Origin of the sequence: Amycolatopsis sp. NPDC049691 (genome assembly GCF_040675005.1) — a bacterium.
In the GTDB taxonomy this organism is placed as follows: Bacteria; Actinomycetota; Actinomycetes; order Mycobacteriales; family Pseudonocardiaceae; genus Amycolatopsis.
Window position 1 is genome coordinate 1 of record NZ_JBFANX010000007.1, and the last position, 16,119, is coordinate 16,119.

17 protein-coding genes and 1 pseudogene are annotated in these 16,119 nt (G+C 72.9%); 9 read left to right on the forward strand and 9 right to left on the reverse strand.

Features of this window, described 5'->3' with window-relative positions:
* Positions 1–348 (reverse strand): annotated as a pseudogene (locus AB0J40_RS17395) (DUF4190 domain-containing protein); the annotation flags it as partial.
* A gap of 157 nt (positions 349–505) precedes the next feature.
* Here AB0J40_RS17395 and AB0J40_RS17400 point away from each other — a divergent pair.
* The 3 genes from AB0J40_RS17400 to AB0J40_RS17410 are packed head-to-tail and all read left to right on the forward strand — an operon-like array spanning position 506 to position 2,934.
* Positions 506–1,705, forward strand: a complete 1,200-nt coding sequence (locus AB0J40_RS17400) for a histidine kinase (protein WP_364453714.1) — start codon at positions 506–508, stop codon at positions 1,703–1,705.
* Positions 1,706–1,714: 9 nt separating this feature from the next.
* Entirely contained in the window at positions 1,715–2,374 is a 660-nt protein-coding gene (locus AB0J40_RS17405) for a response regulator transcription factor (RefSeq protein ID WP_364453716.1), read from the forward strand.
* 38 nt (positions 2,375–2,412) lie between these two features.
* Positions 2,413–2,934: an STAS domain-containing protein gene (locus AB0J40_RS17410; RefSeq protein WP_364453719.1), complete on the forward strand. Its 522-nt coding sequence runs from the start codon at positions 2,413–2,415 to the stop codon at positions 2,932–2,934.
* A gap of 49 nt (positions 2,935–2,983) precedes the next feature.
* On the opposite strand, the gene AB0J40_RS17415 is transcribed toward AB0J40_RS17410, so the two are convergent.
* The 3 genes from AB0J40_RS17415 to AB0J40_RS17425 form a co-directional block, all read right to left on the reverse strand.
* Positions 2,984–4,279, reverse strand: coding sequence for an MFS transporter (locus tag AB0J40_RS17415; RefSeq protein ID WP_364453722.1), 1,296 nt, complete (start codon positions 4,277–4,279; stop codon positions 2,984–2,986).
* Positions 4,280–4,355: 76 nt separating this feature from the next.
* Positions 4,356–4,862 carry a flavodoxin domain-containing protein gene (locus AB0J40_RS17420; protein ID WP_364453725.1) on the reverse strand — a complete coding sequence of 169 codons (507 nt, stop codon included), beginning with the start codon at positions 4,860–4,862 and terminating at the stop codon, positions 4,356–4,358.
* Positions 4,863–4,972: 110 nt separating this feature from the next.
* On the reverse strand, positions 4,973–6,124 hold the full coding sequence (locus AB0J40_RS17425; RefSeq protein ID WP_364453728.1) for a nitric oxide synthase oxygenase: 1,152 nt from the start codon (positions 6,122–6,124) through the stop codon (positions 4,973–4,975).
* A 417-nt stretch (positions 6,125–6,541) separates the two neighbouring features.
* Here AB0J40_RS17425 and AB0J40_RS17430 point away from each other — a divergent pair, with 417 nt between their 5' ends.
* Both AB0J40_RS17430 and AB0J40_RS17435 read left to right on the forward strand, forming a co-directional pair.
* Positions 6,542–7,546, forward strand: coding sequence for a GTP-binding protein (locus AB0J40_RS17430; protein WP_364453731.1), 1,005 nt, complete (start codon positions 6,542–6,544; stop codon positions 7,544–7,546).
* A 67-nt stretch (positions 7,547–7,613) separates the two neighbouring features.
* Positions 7,614–7,895, forward strand: a complete 282-nt coding sequence (locus tag AB0J40_RS17435; protein ID WP_364453734.1) for a hypothetical protein — start codon at positions 7,614–7,616, stop codon at positions 7,893–7,895.
* Here the strand turns inward: AB0J40_RS17435 and AB0J40_RS17440 are convergent.
* A complete protein-coding gene (locus AB0J40_RS17440) occupies positions 7,892–8,452 on the reverse strand; it encodes a TetR family transcriptional regulator (protein WP_364453736.1) in 561 nt (186 codons plus the stop codon). The genes AB0J40_RS17435 and AB0J40_RS17440 overlap by 4 nt on opposite strands.
* 91 nt (positions 8,453–8,543) lie before the next feature.
* Between AB0J40_RS17440 and AB0J40_RS17445 the strand changes: the two genes are divergently transcribed.
* Positions 8,544–9,698, forward strand: coding sequence for an MFS transporter (locus AB0J40_RS17445; RefSeq protein ID WP_364453738.1), 1,155 nt, complete (start codon positions 8,544–8,546; stop codon positions 9,696–9,698).
* Positions 9,699–9,972: 274 nt separating this feature from the next.
* Positions 9,973–10,866, forward strand: coding sequence for an IS982 family transposase (locus AB0J40_RS17450; RefSeq protein ID WP_364453740.1), 894 nt, complete (start codon positions 9,973–9,975; stop codon positions 10,864–10,866).
* A 21-nt stretch (positions 10,867–10,887) separates the two neighbouring features.
* Here AB0J40_RS17450 and AB0J40_RS17455 read toward each other — a convergent pair whose 3' ends face one another.
* Genes AB0J40_RS17455 through AB0J40_RS17465 form a run of 3 tightly spaced genes read right to left on the reverse strand, consistent with a single transcriptional unit; the run spans position 10,888 to position 13,416 of the window.
* The gene (locus AB0J40_RS17455; RefSeq protein ID WP_364453743.1) at positions 10,888–11,334 is read right to left on the reverse strand and encodes a GNAT family N-acetyltransferase; all 447 of its coding nucleotides are present in this window, start codon (positions 11,332–11,334) and stop codon (positions 10,888–10,890) included.
* Position 11,335: 1 nt separating this feature from the next.
* A complete protein-coding gene (ligD, locus tag AB0J40_RS17460; RefSeq protein WP_364453745.1) occupies positions 11,336–12,340 on the reverse strand; it encodes a non-homologous end-joining DNA ligase in 1,005 nt (334 codons plus the stop codon).
* Positions 12,337–13,416 carry an ATP-dependent DNA ligase gene (locus AB0J40_RS17465; protein ID WP_364453748.1) on the reverse strand — a complete coding sequence of 360 codons (1,080 nt, stop codon included), beginning with the start codon at positions 13,414–13,416 and terminating at the stop codon, positions 12,337–12,339. Before AB0J40_RS17465 ends, ligD begins: the two co-directional genes overlap by 4 nt.
* Before the next feature lie 54 nt (positions 13,417–13,470).
* On the opposite strand from AB0J40_RS17465, the gene AB0J40_RS17470 reads away from it, so the two are divergent.
* Positions 13,471–13,977: a DinB family protein gene (locus tag AB0J40_RS17470; RefSeq protein WP_364453751.1), complete on the forward strand. Its 507-nt coding sequence runs from the start codon at positions 13,471–13,473 to the stop codon at positions 13,975–13,977.
* On the forward strand, positions 13,977–14,900 hold the full coding sequence (locus AB0J40_RS17475; RefSeq protein WP_364453753.1) for a squalene cyclase: 924 nt from the start codon (positions 13,977–13,979) through the stop codon (positions 14,898–14,900). The genes AB0J40_RS17470 and AB0J40_RS17475 overlap by 1 nt, the downstream gene beginning before the upstream one ends.
* On the opposite strand, the gene AB0J40_RS17480 is transcribed toward AB0J40_RS17475, so the two are convergent.
* Complete coding sequence (locus tag AB0J40_RS17480) at positions 14,897–16,057, reverse strand: DUF1015 family protein (protein WP_364453756.1); 1,161 nt, start codon at positions 16,055–16,057, stop codon at positions 14,897–14,899. The genes AB0J40_RS17475 and AB0J40_RS17480 overlap by 4 nt on opposite strands.
* Positions 16,058–16,119 lie beyond the last annotated feature (62 nt).

The following is a 16,119-nucleotide window of genomic DNA, read 5'->3' on the forward strand; positions in this document are numbered from 1 at the left end:
CACCTCGTAGGTCACGGTGTGGTGCTGGGTGGCCTGGTCGTGCACGTCGCTGATGGCCTTGCCGATCACCACCACCCACAGGACGCTCACCACCAGCCCGAGCACCGAGACGACGATCCCGGCGATCGAGAGCCCCTTGTTGGTGGCCTTCCCGGCCCGGACCCTGGCGACGCCGACCGCGGACAGGATCAGGCCGAGCACGACGAGCGGCCAGGCGACGACCCCGACGAACGGGATCGGCGAGAACACCAGCCCGACGAGGCCGAGGACGAAGCCGGCCGTGCCGAGGCCGTTGCGCGGCGGCGCCGGCCGGGCCACGGGCTGCTGGAGCGGGGTGTAGTCGGTCATCGGGGTTCCTTTCGCCGCTGCTGACGGCGAGCAGGTAACCAGCTGCGCGGCCCCGCCCGCGTCGTCCGCGGGACTCGGGCGCGCTACGACGAAAGTCGTCACCGCGGCGCCCGGGAACCAGCGAAAGGGCGGATGGCGGCGCCCGTACGCTTCTCCCATGGGACGGTCCGTGCTGGGCGTGGTGTGCACCGTGCTCGCCGTCGCCGCGAGCCTGGTGAGCGGGATCGCCAACGTGGCGCTGGAGATCAGCGTGGCGGGCAGCGACGAGCTCCACCCGACGGCCGGCGCGGTGCTGGGCTGGTTCCTCGGGGTCGGCGCGGCGGTCATGCTCGTCTGGCGGCACCGCTGGCCCCTCGTCGTCACCGGTATCGCGATCGTGCCGCCGCTGCTGCTGCGCGCGGACTCGCTGGCCGCCCTCATCGCCCTCGCCGCGCTCACGACCTACTTCACCGGCTGGTGGCGCTGGAGCGCGACGGCCCTCGTGTTCGCCGCGACCGGGCTGGCGGTGTGGCGCGACGTGGGCCGGGACGCGGAGCTGTCCCTGTCCGAGGCCTGGATCTCGACCGGGACGACCGGCGCCATGGTGGCCGGGGTCGTCCTGACCGCCGCGTTCTACACGGCGATCCCGCTCACCGTCGGGGTCGTCCGGCACAGCATCGCCGAGACGCGGCGCCGGACCGCCGAGCAGGCGGCCCTGCGCGACCAGGTGGCGCGCCGCGAGGAGCAGGCGCGGATCGCCCGGGAGATGCACGACGTCCTCGGGCACCGCCTTTCGCTGCTTTCGCTGCAGGCGGGCGCGCTCGAGGTCACCAGCGGCAGCACCCCGGACGCCGCGGAGGCGGCCAAGACCGTGCGGACGACCGCCCGGCAGTCGCTCGACGACCTGCGCCAGGTGATCGGCGTGCTGCGCGGCTCCGGGTTCGCCGACCGCCCGGCCGGCGGCCCCGCGCAGCCGCCCCAGCCGACGCTCGCCGACATCCCCGACCTGGTCACCGGCGCGCGGCAGGCGGGGCTCGCGGTCAACCTGACCGTCCTGCTCGACCAGGCCGCCACCGCCCCGGCGCAGCTCGGGACCGCCGCCTACCGGATCCTCCAGGAGGCGCTCACCAACGTCCTGCGGCACGCGCCGGGCGCACCCGCGGAGGTGTCGGTGCGCGGCGGTCCGGGCGCCGGGCTGCTCATCGAGGTCGCCAACCCGCTGCCGTCGCACCCGGTCCCCTCACCCGGTTCGGGCACCGGCCTCACCGGCGTCAACGAGCGGATCGCGCTCCTGGGCGGGACGCTCGCCGCGGGCCCGGCCGACGAGCGGACGTTCGTGCTGCGGGCCTCGCTCCCGTGGGTGGCGGCCGCGCCCTAGCATGGGCGGGTGAGCGTGCGCGTACTGCTCGTCGACGACGACCCGCTGGTCCGCACCGGGCTGTCCATGATCCTCGGCAGCACCCCCGACCTGGAGGTCGTCGCGGAGGCGGGCGACGGCGACGAAGCCGTCCAGCAGGTCGCGCGGCACGCGCCGGACGTCGTGATCATGGACATCCGGATGCGCCGGATGAACGGCCTCACCGCGACGGCGGCGGTGCTCGCCCAGCCGCGGGCGCCGAAGGTGCTGATCCTGACGACGTTCGACCTCGACGAGTACGTCTTCGAGGCCCTCGCGGCCGGCGCGAGCGGCTTCCTGCTCAAGGAGGGCTCGCCGCAGGAGATCATCGGGGCGGTCCGGGTGGTCGCGAACGGCGACGCGATGCTGTCGCCTCGCACGACGAAGCAGCTCATCGGCCAGTTCGTGGCGACCCGCGCCAACCCCCGCCGCGCCCGGGCCCAGGCGAGGCTGGAGCTGCTCAGCGACCGCGAACGCGAGGTCGTCACGGCGGTCGCGCAGGGCAAGCCGAACGCGGACATCGCGGCCGAGCTGTTCCTCAGCGAGGCGACGGTGAAGACGCACATCACGCGCACGTTCGCGAAGCTCGACGTGAGCAACCGCGTGCAATTGACCATCTTCGCCTACGAAGCGGGCCTGGTCACACCCTGACCTGTTGCGGAACGGGCTCCGCGAGCGATGTAACGGGTATGGTCTGGCCCGAGGACGACGCCCGGCACCGCGAGGTGCTGGCGGCGCTGCGTGCCTGGGCGCGGGAGATCGACGCGGTCCCCTACCCCGCCGGCCTCGACATCGACGCCCTGATGGCCCGCTACTACGACAGCCTGCGCGGTGACCCGGCACCCGGCACGGAGCTCGTGGTGACCACCACCGCCGAGGTCACCGTGCTCGCCGTCCACGGCGACCTCGACCTGGCGGGCAGCCTGCGGCTGCGGTCGCGGATCGGCGAAGAGCTCGGCCTGGCGCCGCCGGCCCTCGTCCTGGACCTGGCCGGCGCCACCCACTGCTCCGCCCGGGGCGTCGCCGTGCTCGTCGACGCGACCGCGGACGCCCGCGAGGCCGGCGTCCCCTTCGCGATCGCCGGCTGCGTCCCGGTCGTCCGCCGGGCGATCGAGGCGCTGGGCCTGGGCGAGACACTCCCGCTGCACCTCACGGCGGCGGAGGCGACCGAGTGGCTCCGGCTGCTGGAACGGCTCAACACGTTTCGGTGATCCGGGTCGGCGCCGGCCGATGACCCGCGAACACCGTCGCCGCCCGGGTCTACCGGGTTCCGGCCGGCGCCGTCGTCACCGCCGATTCGCCGAACCGGATTCCCTTGGCCTCCTTGCCGATCGCGGTCAGGACGGCGACCGCCACCAACCCCGGCACGACCGTCCACAAGAGAGCCGAGGAGTACCCGTGGGACTCCGCGATCGCCTGCTGGATCGGCAGGTTGAGCGCCGCGAGCAGGTTGCCCAGCTGGTAGGTCACGCCCGGGTAGAACCCGCGGATCGCGTCCGGCGACATCTCGGTCAGGTGCGCGGGGATCACACCCCACGCCCCTTGGACCATGATCTGCATCAGGAACGAGCCCAGCGCCAGCATCCCGGCGCCGTGGTCGAACGCGAAGATCGGGATCACCGGCAGGCCGAGCACCGCGGCCGTCACGATCGTTCGGCGGCGGCCGAGCCGCTCCGACAACGTGCCGAAGGTCAGGCCGCCGATGATCGCGCCGACGTTGTAGAGGACCGCGATCCACGTGCTCGTCGACGCGCTCAGCCCGGCGCCGCCGTTGTCGTGGGCCTTGAGGAAGCTCGGGTAGACGTCCTGGGTGCCGTGGCTCATCCAGTTGAACGCCGTCATCAGCAGGATCAGGTACCCGAAGCGGCGGATCACCTTCCCGTTCAGCAGCACGTCCCTGACCGACGTCCGCGTCACCGCGAGCTTCTCCCGGGTCGCCTCCCAGACCTCGGACTCGCGCACCCGGGCGCGGATCAGCAGCGTGATCAGCGCCGGGAAGATGCTCAGCACGAAGATCCAGCGCCACTCGAGGCCGAGTGCCGAGTGGAACAGCAGGTACGCGAGCGCGGCCAGCAGGTACCCGATCGAATAGCCGACCTGCAGCAGGCCGGAGAAGAACCCGCGCCGCTCGACGGGGATCTTCTCCATCGCCAGCGCCGCGCCGAGGCCCCACTCGCCGCCCATGCCGATGCCGTAGACGAACCGGAGGAGCAGCAGCACGGTGAAGTTCGGCGCGAACGCGCAGAGCAGGCCGGCCACCGAGTACAGCAGGACGTCGGCGATCAGCGGGATCCGCCGGCCGGCCCGGTCGGCCCACAGGCCGAAGAGCAGGGCGCCGACCGGCCGCATCACCAGGGTCGCCGTCGTGATGAACGCCAGCTGGGTCGCCGTCGCGCCGAACGACTTGTCCTTCGCGATGTCCGCCAGGACGAACACGACGAGGAAGTAGTCGAACGAGTCCATGCTCCAGCCGAGCAGCGCCGCGAGGAACGCGTTGCGCTGATCGGATGTAAGCGCTTTCTTGCCGGGTGCCGGTGCCGCTTCCCGTTCCGTCACGTTCGCCCCGTCCGTCGGTTTCCCACCGCAAGACCTCAGAGCTGGTCTAGCACCCACCAGGCCGCGCGGGCAAGGGCTACAGCGGCACGCGCGTCCGGACGCGCCGGCCGACGTCGCGGGCCCACGCCTTGATCCGGTCCCAGTCGCGGAAGTCGCCCGCGCGCTGCCCCGACGCCATCAGCCGCGGGATCAGCCCGCGCACGGTCGCCGGGTCCAGCCGGCCGCCGAAGGTCGCGGTGCGCTCCGCGTCGATGCGCGCGGCGAGCAGCGCCACGTTCGCCGGCAGGCTGACCTGGTGGGTGGCGGCCCCCGGGCCGCAGGGTCCGCTGTGGAACAGCCACACCGGGCGTTCGGCGAGCGCCCGGGCGTTGCGCTCCAGCAGCCGGACGGCCTCGGGCCGCCAACGGTGGTAGTACAGGGCGCTGCCGACGACGACCGCGGCGTAGTGGCCGACGGTCGCGACGTCGGCGGCGTCGCGCACGTCCACGCTCAGGCCGGCTTCGCCGAGCTCGGCAGCGATGACCTCGGCGATCTGCCGGGTTCCGCCGTGGCGCCCGGCGTAGGCGACGAGGACTGCGGTCATGCGTCCCATTGTCGGCCCTGCCGCGCGGTCCTGCGCCGTGGGCCGCGCACGATCCGCCATACGGGCGCTCCCGTGTTGCTCTCCGTGGCGCCCGGCCCGCCGCGGGGGACTCAGTCCGGTGAGAGGAACGCGGGTCGCTCCGCGGGATCGGGCGGGTCGTAGTACCGGTGGAAGACCGGGGTCTGGCCGCCCGACAGCGGCGGGACGATCCAGCTCCAGTCGGCCGGGCACCGCCGGCCGGACCGCTCTTCGCGGTCCAGGTGGGCCAGGAACCGCCGCGATTCGGTGTGGTGGTCGGCCATCGTCACGCCGGCCGCGTCGAACGAGTGCTGCACGGCGAGCGTCAGCTCGACCAGCGCCCGGTCCCGCCACAGCGTCCGCTCGGAGGCGGTGTCCAGCCCCATCAGCTCGGCGACGACCGGCAGCAGGTCGTAGCGCTGCTCGTCGGCCAGGTTCCGCGCCCCGATCTCGCTGCCGACGTACCAGCCGTTGAACGGCGCGGCGGGGTAGGTGACGCCGCCGATCTCCAGTGGCATGTTGCTGATCGCCGGCACGGCGTGCCAGCGCAGGCCGAGCCCGGCGAACCAGCGGTGGTCGGGGTGGGTCAGCGGCACCTCCAGGACGGCGTCCGCGGGGAGCGTGAACAGCCGCGGCTCGCCGGCGACGGCCTCGACGAGCAGGGGCAGGACGTCGAACGAGCCCCTGCGCTCGGGTGGCCGCCAGCCGAGTCTTCGCACCCGCTCGGTGAACTCGGCGTAGCGCGGGTCGCCGAGGACCGAACCGTCGTCCAGGCGGTACCCGGCGTACCGAATCAGCTGCTCGTTGTGGATGCGCGGTCCCGGCCCGGCGGGCGTGTCCGGGGCGAAGACGGTGATCGTCGGCCGGATCCGGCCGCCCCGGGTGGCCTGGCGGAGGTGGGTGACGCACTCGCCGGCGATCGCGGCGGCGTCGGTGACCCGGCGCCGGTCGCGGATGCGGAGGCTGCGCCAGTACAGCCGGCCGATGCAGCGCGCGGAGTTGCGCCACGCGACGCGCGCGCCGTACGCCAGCTCCGCCGCGGTGTGCCGGTAGGTACCCGTTTCGGCGATTTCCGCACGGACCTCCGCGAGCCGGGTCTCGAAGCGGTCGCCCTCGTCGGCGGCGCCTTCGGCGAACATCCGGTCCAGGAATTCCTCCGCCTCCGCGGAATTGACGTTCTGCTCCCCCGAGACACGCTGGTAGATCGGCAGCGAGGGCGTCACCCGCTCGGGTGTAACCGTCATCGCGCTCCCCCACTCTCCGGAATCGTGTTCTGCATCCCGACGGAAAGGTTCACCGTTCCTCCGATGGTCGCCGGTAACGAGGCAGGCCGGAAGTCGCTGCCACCGCAGCGTCTCCGGCCAGGCCGGGGAGAGTACCCGACGTTCTCCCGGACGCAATCCACCGGACGGGAACGCCGTCCGGCCTGGTCGCGGTATTCCGTCCCGGCCAGCGAAAACGCCGGAAAAATAACTGCTACCAAGCGTTATCCGGACATGTCACTGCGCATTTTCCGTCAATAGATCACTGTGGACGGTGCGGCCATTGTGATCCTTCCCCGCGGACGGCTTTCGTCTTTTCGAGGGTATTCGCCGAGCGGGCTTCTCGGGCGCACCTCCCCCGTGTATCAGCGCGCCCGCGCGCGACGCTAGAGTCGTTTTGTGCGCAAGATCCCCGTGGTTCTCGTCGCCGGGTTCCTCGGCGCGGGCAAGACGACGCTGCTCAACCACCTGCTCGCCAACCGCGAGGGCGCCCGGGTCGGCGTCGTGGTCAACGACTTCGGCAGCGTCAACGTCGACGCGCTCGCGGTGGCCGGCCAGGTCGACACCATGGTCTCGCTCGGCAACGGGTGCCTGTGCTGCGCGGTCGACGCGAGCGGCTTGGACGCCATGCTGGGGCGGCTCTCGTCGGCCGAGGCGGGGATCGACGTCATCGTCGTCGAGGCGAGCGGTATCGCCGAGCCGCGCGACCTGATCCGGCTGATGATCGCCAGCGAGAACCCGGACATCCGCTACGGCGGGCTGGCGGAGGTCGTCGACGCGGCCGAGTTCGAGTCCGCCCGCGAGCGGCACCCCGAGCTGGCCGACCACGTGCGGCTGGCCGACCTGGTGGTGCTGAACAAGGCCGACCGGGTGCCGGCGGAGGAGCTGGCCAAGGTCACCGCGACGGTCGAAGAACTCGCACCGGGCCGTCCCCTGCTGGTCACCTCGCACGGACGCGTCGACCCGCGGCTGTTCTTCGACCCCGAACCCCGCGGCGAGCGCGTCGGCCAGCTGTCGTTCGACGACCTGCGCGAGCACGACCACGCCGAGCACCTGCACGCCGCGTACCAGACGGTGACGTTCACCGCGGAGACGCCGCTGGCGCCGAAGGCGTTCGTCGAGTGGCTGGAGCGGCGCCCGGCCGGGCTGTACCGGATGAAGGGCCAAGCCGACTTCGGCGCCGACGCGCGCTTCCAGCTGCACACGGTGGGCGGGTTCGTCCAGCTGGAGCGGTCGGCGTGGCCGCCGGGCGAGCCCCGGCGCACGGAGCTGGTGCTGATCGGCGCGGGCATCGACGCCGACGCGGTGCTCGCCGGCTTGGGCGCGTGCGTCGCGCCGGACCCGTCGGCGGTCGACGAACGCGGGCTGCTGCACATCCTCCGGTACCTGCCCGACCAGGCCTGACGTCCCGCCACGCCGAAGATCGGCAAATGCGCCGGAGTCGCCGCGGCGGCGACGGAGACTGGCGGCCATGACGACCACCGCGGTGAGCGCACCACGCTGGTACCTGGTCGGCGTGCTGCCCGAAGAAGTGCCGTTGGCGCACTTGATGACCCGCTCCGGCGACCTGCGCTACCGGCGTTCGGCGTGCGGTGAACGCGAGTCCCGCAGCTGGAAGCCGGTGGACCTGACGGCGTCGGAGGTGGCGCCCTGCCCGGCGTGCGTGGCGACGCTGCCCGCGCCCCCGGCCGGCGTTCGCGCGGCCGCGGCCGGCGACGACCTCGGCCAGCTCTCGCTGGACCTGGGGGTCTAGGCGGTCAACGTCTCCGCGAGCCGCTTCGCCGTGCGGAACGGCCGCGCGCTCCGGGCGACCACCGCGGTGACGGCGGCGCCCTCGAGCAGCAGCATCAGCTCGTCCGCGAGCCTCTCGGCGTCGGTCCGGCCGCCGCGTTCGAGCTGGGCGCGCAGGAAGCCGTGCAGCGCGGTCTTGTGGTGGCGGACGACCTCGCGGACCGGGTCGTCGGGGTCGGGGAACTCCGAGGTCGCGTTGAGGAAGGCGCAGCCGCGGTAGCCGTCGCGGGCCAGCCAGGCCTCGTAGGCGTCGAACACCGCCAGCACCCGGGCCCGCGGGTCGGCGTGCCCTCCGGTGATCCGGTCGATCTCCTCCTGCCACCGCCGGTCGCGTTCCCGCAGGTAGGCGACGACGAGCCGGGTCTTGGAGCCGAAGTTGCCGTAGAGGGCCGCTTTCGTCACACCCGCTTCGGCCGCCACCGTGTCGACGCCTACGGCGTGGATGCCGTCGCGGTAGAAGAGCGTCGACGCGGCCGCCAGGACCTTGGCTCGCGCGGCGCCGGGCGGGGTCCGTCCCACAGTCGCATCTCCTGACCGATCGGTATGGCTCTGGCCTGCATCGACACTACCATCGATTGACACCAGACAGACCTGTCTGTTTGGTGGGGGCATGGCCCTCGAAACGGAACGGAAGCCGACGGTCCCGTGGTGGTCGACCGCCGCGGCCGGAGCGAGCGTGATCGCGCTCTGCTACGGCTTCGCGCGGTACGCCTACGGGCTGTTCGTGCCGCGGTTCAGCGCGACGTTCGGGCTGACGACCGTGGGCATCGGCGTCCTCGGCGGGTTGTCCACCGCCGGGTACGGTCTCGGGCTGCTGCTCTCGCCGGCGACGTCCCGCCGGTCGGCGCACGGGACGGTCGTCCTGGCCGGCGCGTCGGCGACGCTCGGCCTGGCGCTGATGGCGGCGGCCCCGGGTGTGGTGGCGTTCGGGGCGGGGATCGTCGTCGCGGGCGCCGGTGCCGGCCTCGTCTCCCCCGGTGTCGCCCAGCTGATCGGCCGGACGGTCGGGTCGAGGGTCCGTGACCGGGCGCAGACGTGGGCCAACACAGGGACCGGGCTCGGGCTGGCGGCGTCGGCGTTCACGCCGCTGCTGGCGTTCGGCTGGCCCGCGATCTGGGCCGCGTTCGCCGTTCTCGGCCTGGCGGTGACGCTCGTGGCTTGGCGCGTGCTGCCCCGGGCGCCGGCGGTCGCGCCGGATTCCGGGTCCGCTCGCGGGATCGCTCCGCTGGTGGTCAATTCGGTGCTCATCGGGGTGACGAGCGCGCCGTACTGGACGTTCTCGAGTGCACGGCTGGTGGAGGCGGGCCTGAGCCCGGTCGCGGTCACGTGCTGCTGGTGCGCGATCGGTGTGGCGGGGTTGTTCGGCGGCTTGGCGGGGCGGCTGGCGGCGCGCACGGGGCTGCGGGTGGCCAACGTGACGGTGTGGACACTGGCCGCGGCCGGGATCGGCTTGCTGGCCTTGCCCCGGCCGGGGTTGCCGGGGGCGTTGGTGTCGAGCGCGCTGTTCGGCTTGACGTACATGGCGCTGACGGGGTTGTGCATCCTGTGGGCAGCACGGCTGTTCCCCGAGCGGCCGGCCCGCGGGGTGACGTGGTCGTTCGCGGGACTGGGCGCCGGCCAGACCGCGGCGGCTCCGTTGGCCGGTGCCGCGGCTTCGGGGATCGGGCAGGCGGCGGTGTTCGGCGTGACGGCATTGGTGGCTTTGGTCGCCTGGAGCCAGCTCTCGCCGCGGCTCGCACCACCGGCGGCGGCACGGGAGGAATGAGCCGGTTGCCGGTCTGCGGGGCGGACCGCCGCCGGGCCCACGCACCGCGGCCGGGCCACTCCGCGGCCGGCCCGCCGTCGCGCCGCCGGCTATCCACTCGCCAGGCCACTCCCGCGGCCAGGCCCTCCCCCGGCCAGACCGCCGCCGCCCCACCGGCTAACCACTCCCGCGGCCAGACCCCTCCGGCCGGACCGCCGCCGCCCACCGGCTAGACGAGTGATGCGTAAGTCTGGGTGGTGATCAGAGATGGGCGAAGGGTGTTCAAGATCCGTTTGTGACGACAGACCTGAACACCCTTCTCACCGCACTCTACGTCAAGATCGACGACCACCTCGCCGGCAGGCGACGGATGGGCAGACCGCCGAAGCTGACCGACGCGGAACTGGTGACCCTGGCCGTGGCCCAGGCGTTGCTGGGGTTCACCTCCGAGGCCCGCTGGCTGCGGTTCCTGCCGGCCCGGATGCCCGGCGCGTTCCGGTACCTGCCGGGCCAGTCCGGCTACAACCGTCGCCTGCGCGCCGCGTTGCCGCTGGTCAAGCAGGTGATGCGCTGGCTCGCGGCGGACACGGACCTGTGGACCGACGCGACCTGGATCGTCGACTCGACCCCGGTGGAGTGCGGCCGGTCCCGGCCGACGGTCAAGCGCTCACAGTTGGCCGGCTGGGCCAAGTACGGCTTCTGCCGCTCGCACTCACGTTGGTTCTGGGGCCTGCGCCTGCATCTGGTCTGCACCCCGGCCGGACTGCCTATCGCCTGGGCCCTGGCCGACCCGAAGGTCGACGAGCGGCAGGTGCTCATGGCCATCTGCGACCACGAACCCCACCTGCTCGCCGACCGCCCCGGCCTGCTGATCATCGCTGACAAGGGCTACGTCTCCCGCGAACTCGACCACTACCTCACCGAACGCGGGGTCCGGCTGATCCGGCCGTCCTACCGCAACCGCACGCCTCACCCGGGCGAGCCGCTGCTCAAGTCCATCCGCCAGCTCATCGAATCGGTCAACGACACCCTCAAAGGCCAACTGAACCTCGAAGAGCACGGCGGACGCACCATTGAAGGTGTCGGAGTCCGCGTCGCACAACGCCTCCTGGCCCTCACCGCCGCCATCTGGCACAACCGCGCCACCGGCCAGCCCGTCACCCGATCCCTAACCGCCTACGACCACTAACCCGAGTTACGCATCACTCGTCTAGGCCAATTCCTTCTCGTAGCAGACCGACTCCGGATCACCTTCGTGCGGCGGGAAGTTCGGCACCCGGCGGTAGCCCGCCCGCTCGTACAACCTCATCGCCGCCGGCTGGCGTACCCCCGTCTCCAGCCTCATCCTCACCCCGCCGCCGCTGCGGGCCAGGCGCTCGGACTCCGCCACCAGCGCCGTCGACACCCCCGTTCCGCGCGCGTCCGGGGCCACGAACATCCGCTTCAGCTCGTACACCCCCGGGGAAACCGGCTCCACCGCGCAGCAGCCGATCGCCCGGGAACCGTCGCGGGCCAGCAGGAAGCGGCTCGCCGGGGCCAGCGGCCGCGGGCGCGCGTCCGGGGGCAGATCGTACACGACCACCAGCTCGGCCGTCATCGCCGTCAGCAGCGCCAGCAGGAACCCGTCGTCGGCCGGGCATTCCGCGACCGTGGCCACCTCACGCCTTCTTCGCCCGGCTCGGTGCCACCCGCGGCGGCTCGTTCGGCATCTTCGGGTACACCGGCGGCCACGGCGCGTCCATCAGCCCGTTCGCCATGTCCGCTTCGGACAGCTCCAGCAGCGGCTCGATCGACTGCGGCCGCTCCCCCGCCCCGGCCCACGGGTCGCCGCGCTCGGCCACCCGCGCCGGCACCGTGCTCAACGTGAACGCGTCCGGCTCGACGGTGTCCAGCTCGTCCCACCCGATCGGCGTCGACACCTGCCCGCCCACCCGCGGCCGCACGCACCAGGTACCGAACACGGTCTTGTGCGGGGCGTTCTGGTTGAAGTCGACGAACACGCGCGAGCCGCGTTCTTCCTTCCACCACTGCGCGGTGATCTTCTCCGGATGCCGCCGCTCCAGGGCCCGCGCGAGCGCGACCGCCGCGGCCCGCACCTGGAAGCTGTCCCACCGCGGTTCGAGCATCACGTACAGGTGCAGCCCCCGCGACCCGGACGTCTTCAGGTGCCCTTCGATGCCGTGCTCGGCCAGGAACTCCCGGGTCAGCAGCGCGGCCTCGCGCAGCTCGTCGAACCCGATCCCCGGCGACGGGTCGAGGTCGACGCGCAGCTCGTCGGTCACCTCGGGCGTGTCGGCGAGGTAGGGCCAGACGTGGAAGCCGAGGCACCCCAGGTTCACCGCCCAGAGGATGTGGGCCAGGTCCTTGGCCACCAGCGCATCGCTCGTCGTGCCGTTCGGCGTCGAGACGACCGTGGTGCTCAGCCACGGCGGCGCGCCCTTCGGCACGCGTTTCTGGAACCAGTTCTTGCCGCCCGCGCCGTCCGGGTAGCGCTCCAGCAGCAGCGGGCGCCCGCCGAGCCGGGCCAGCAGCGGCCCCGAAATCGCCCGGTAGTACTCGACGAGGTCGAGCTTCGTCTGCCCCCGCTCCGGGAAGTAGACCTTGTCCGGGCTGCTGATCTTGACCTCGACGCCGTCGACGTCGAGCACCAGCGCCTCGCTCATCGCGCCTCCCCGAACAGCTTGGCGAGCTCGGCGGGCGGTGCCTCGTCGAGCTGGGCGTAGGTGCACGACTCCGGCGTGCGGTCGGGCCGGAACCGGACCAGCCGCCCGCCGTGGCGGAACCGGCCGCCCTGCAGGTGCTCGTAGCGGACCTCCGCCACCCACTCGGGCCGCAGCGGCTCCCAGGACAGGTCCTTCTGCGGCGCCCACCGGCTGTTCGCGCCCGGCTGCCTGCCGGCCGGCGGCTCGTACTCGGCCCAGGACCGCCACGGGTGCCCTTCCAGGGCGTTCTCCCGCAGTGGCGCCAGCTCTTCGACCAGCTCCGCCCGCCGCGTCTTGGTGAAGCTGCTGGCCACGCCGACGTGGTGGAGCACCCCTTCGTCGTCGAACAGGCCCAGCAGCAGCGAGCCGACGCCGACGCCGTCCTTGTGCCAGCGGAAGCCCGTCACGACGCAGTCGGCCGTGCGCTCGTGCTTGACCTTCAGCATGACGCGCTTGTCCTGCTCGTACGGCAGGTCGCCGGGTTTGGCCATGACGCCGTCGAAGCCCGCGCCCTCGAACCGGGTGAACCAGTCCTCGGCCTGGGCGGGATCTTCGCTCAACGGGGTCAGGTGGACGCGCTGGAGGCCCTCGGCGTCGGTGCGCAGGATGCCTTCCAGCCGCTCGCGCCGCTCGCGGAAGGGCGCCTCGGTGAGGTCGGTGTCGCCGAGGGCGAGCAGGTCGAAGGCGATGAAACTGGCCGGCGTCTCCTCCGCCAGCTTGCGCACGCGCGACGCCGCCGGGTGCAGCCGCAGCTGCAGCGCCTCGAAGTCGAGCCCGGCCGGCGTGACCAGCACGATCTCGCCGTCGACGACGCACCGCGGCGGCAGCGCGGCGGCCAGCAGCTCGACCAGTTCCGGGAAGTAGCGGGTCAGCGGGCGGTCGTTGCGGGAGCCGAGCTCGATCTCGTCGCCGTCGCGGAACACGACGCAGCGGAAGCCGTCCCACTTGGGCTCGTACAGCAGCCCCGGGTCACGAGGCACCTCGTGCACGGCTTTCGCGAGCATCGGCCGCACGGGCGGCATCACGGGCAAGTCCACCGCGCGAGCTTAAAACACGGGTACGACATTCCAGGGCGTGATAGACACTCCCGCGTGACCACCGAACGACCCGAACCGCCACTGACCGGGGGCGAGCGCGAAATGCTGCGCACGTTCCTCGACTTCCACCGCGCCACCCTCGCCATGAAGTGCGACGGGCTGTCCGACGAGGACCTCCGCCGGGCGTCGAGCCCGCCGTCGACGCTGTCCCTGCTGGGCCTCGTCCGGCACATGGCCGAGGTCGAGCGCACCTGGTTCCGGCGGGTGATCAACGCCGAGGACATCCCGCTGCGGTGGTCGCCCGAAGGGGACTACCAGGCCGCCTACGACGCGAGCACCTCGACTCGCGCGGAAGCGTTCGAGGCGTGGCAGGCCGAAGTGGAGCAGTCCCGCAAGATCGAAGAGGCGGCCGAGTCCCTGGACGTCACCGGGCACCAGCCGCGCTGGGGTGAAGACGTCTCGTTGCGGCTCGTCATGCTGCACATGATCCACGAGTACGCACGGCACAACGGCCACGCGGACTTCCTGCGCGAAGCCATCGACGGCGTCACGGGGGCGTAGTGGACCTGCTCGCCTGGTTGCGCGACTCCGATCCGGCCCTGCGCTGGCAGGTCGAGCGCGACTTGGCGGGCGAACCGCCCGAGGTCTGGGAGGCGACGCGGGCCCGGGTCGCCACGGAGGGCTTCGGCGCCCGGCTGCTGGCGCTGCAGGACGCGGACGGCCAGTGGGCGGGCGGCGCGTTCTTCCCGGCGGGCTTCCGCGGCGGCGAGGCCCAGCCGTGGACGGCGACGACGTGGACGCTGAACTCCCTGCGCGAATGGGGACTTGACGCGTCGGCGTTGCGGGGGACCGCCGAGCTGCTGGCCGAAAACAGCCGGTGGGAGTACGAGAACCTGCCCTATTGGGACGGCGAGGTCGATTGCTGCATCAACGCCTGGACGCTGGCCAACGGGGTGTGGCTCGGCGCGGACGTCGCGGGGATCGCGGAGTGGTTCGTGACGCACCGGCTGCCCGACGGCGGCTGGAACTGCGAGTGGGTCGAGGGCTCGACGCGCTCGTCCGTCCACTCGACACTGAACGCGCTGAAGGGATTGCTGGCGTTCGAGCGGGCCACCGGAGACGACGGCGCCGTGCGCGAAGCCCGGCTCGCCGGCGAGGAGTACCTGCTGGCGCGCCGGCTGACCCGGCGGTTGTCGACGGGCGAGCCGATCGCGCCGTGGCTCGGCGAGTTCTCCTACCCGATCCGCTGGCACTACGACGTGCTGAACGCGGCCTCGTACTTCCGCGACGCGAACCGGCCCGACCCGCGCCTGGCCGAGGCGATCGAGCTGATCCGCGCGGCCCGGCAGCCGGACGGGACGTGGCTGCAGGCCGAGCGGCACACCGGCCGGGTCTGGTTCGAGGTGGACGTCCCGCCGGGCGAGCCGTCGAAGTGGCTGACGCTGTTCGCGACCCGGGTCCTAAACTGGTGGGACGCCCGCTAGAGCTCCGCCAGCACCAGCCCGCTGCGCGGCTTCGGCGTGAAGTACGTGGCCTTCCGCGGCATCCGCCGTCCCGCCGCGTGCACGGCGAGGACGTCCGCGTACCGCACCGGCGCGAGCAGGACCACCGCGTCCGCGCCGGCGGGCACCGGGCGTCCCGCGGGCAGCGGGCGGACGCACGGCCCGTCCGGGTCCACCCCGAGCGCGTCGGCGAACAGCACCCGTTCGACGACCTCGTGGTCGATCACCGGCTGCGGCCCGGGCAGGGCCGGGAGCGGGATCCGCAGCACCGCCTGCCCCGCGCGCACCACCGCTTCGCCCGGCACCGGCACCGCGTGCTCGTCGTAGCGGACGTCGAGGCCGGCCGCCGACCAGCGCGTCACCAGGTTCTCGGAGCCGAGCCCGGTGCCCGTCAGCACCCGGTGGATCGCGCCGATCCGCAGCTGCGGGCCCGCCGTGACCAGGGCCAGCAGCGCGCCGTGGCCGGCCGCCGCGGCCGCCGCCACCCGGTGGTTGCCGTCGGCCACCAGGAGGTCGGCCGCGGCGACCGCGGCCAGCAGCCGGTTCTGCAGCGGGCCCGGCGGCACCACCCACAGCTCGTGGCGCCGCCCGGCCGCATCCGTCGTGGACAGATCGGGCAGGCCGAGGCCGGCGCAGGCGCGTTCGACCTGCTCGGTCAGCAGGTCGCCACCCGAGGCCGGGACGAGCATCGCCGCGCTGGTCGCGCAGCCGAGCCCGGCCAGCACCGCGGCGCGCTCGGCCACGACGTCGGCGTAGACGTCCTCGGTGTGCCGGACCCGCGCGGCACCGTCGTCGGTGACGGCCGCCGGGTCGACCAGGCAGAGCAGGCCGAGCGCCACGCCGTCCGGCCCTTCGATCCGGTAGGGCGCGACGACCTCGCGCACCGGCCGGTAGAACCGCTTGCGCAGCCGTTCGAGCACGGCCCGGGCGATCGGGACCGCGTCGGCCAGGTCGAGCCCGCGCGCCAGCGCCGCCGGCGTCCGGGCCGGGTGCTGCACGGCCAGCAGGCTGTCGGCGGCGCCGCGCGCGGCCAGCGCGGCGACCACGCGGTCGGGCTCGGCGAACTCGTCGACGTCGGGGCCGGGCACCGCGTCGCGCACCACCCACCCCTGTCCGATCGGGCGGATCCAGTCGCTCATCCCACCCATCTTCCGTGATGCGCACTGTGACGGAAATTCACTGGGGTCCGCCGTCCCCGGAT

Bases quoted from the DNA above. Each gene is read 5' to 3' on its own strand.
- AB0J40_RS17435 (WP_364453734.1), top strand. From the start codon at position 7,614: ATGACGACCACCGCGGTGAGCGCACCACGCTGGTACCTGGTCGGCGTG.
- AB0J40_RS17410 (WP_364453719.1), top strand. From the start codon at position 2,413: ATGGTCTGGCCCGAGGACGACGCCCGGCACCGCGAGGTGCTGGCGGCG.
- AB0J40_RS17445 (WP_364453738.1), top strand. From the start codon at position 8,544: ATGGCCCTCGAAACGGAACGGAAGCCGACGGTCCCGTGGTGGTCGACC.
- ligD (WP_364453745.1), bottom strand. From the start codon at position 12,340: ATGAGCGAGGCGCTGGTGCTCGACGTCGACGGCGTCGAGGTCAAGATC.
- AB0J40_RS17480 (WP_364453756.1), bottom strand. From the start codon at position 16,057: ATGAGCGACTGGATCCGCCCGATCGGACAGGGGTGGGTGGTGCGCGAC.
- AB0J40_RS17400 (WP_364453714.1), top strand. From the start codon at position 506: ATGGGACGGTCCGTGCTGGGCGTGGTGTGCACCGTGCTCGCCGTCGCC.
- AB0J40_RS17420 (WP_364453725.1), bottom strand. From the start codon at position 4,862: ATGACCGCAGTCCTCGTCGCCTACGCCGGGCGCCACGGCGGAACCCGG.
- AB0J40_RS17425 (WP_364453728.1), bottom strand. From the start codon at position 6,124: ATGACGGTTACACCCGAGCGGGTGACGCCCTCGCTGCCGATCTACCAG.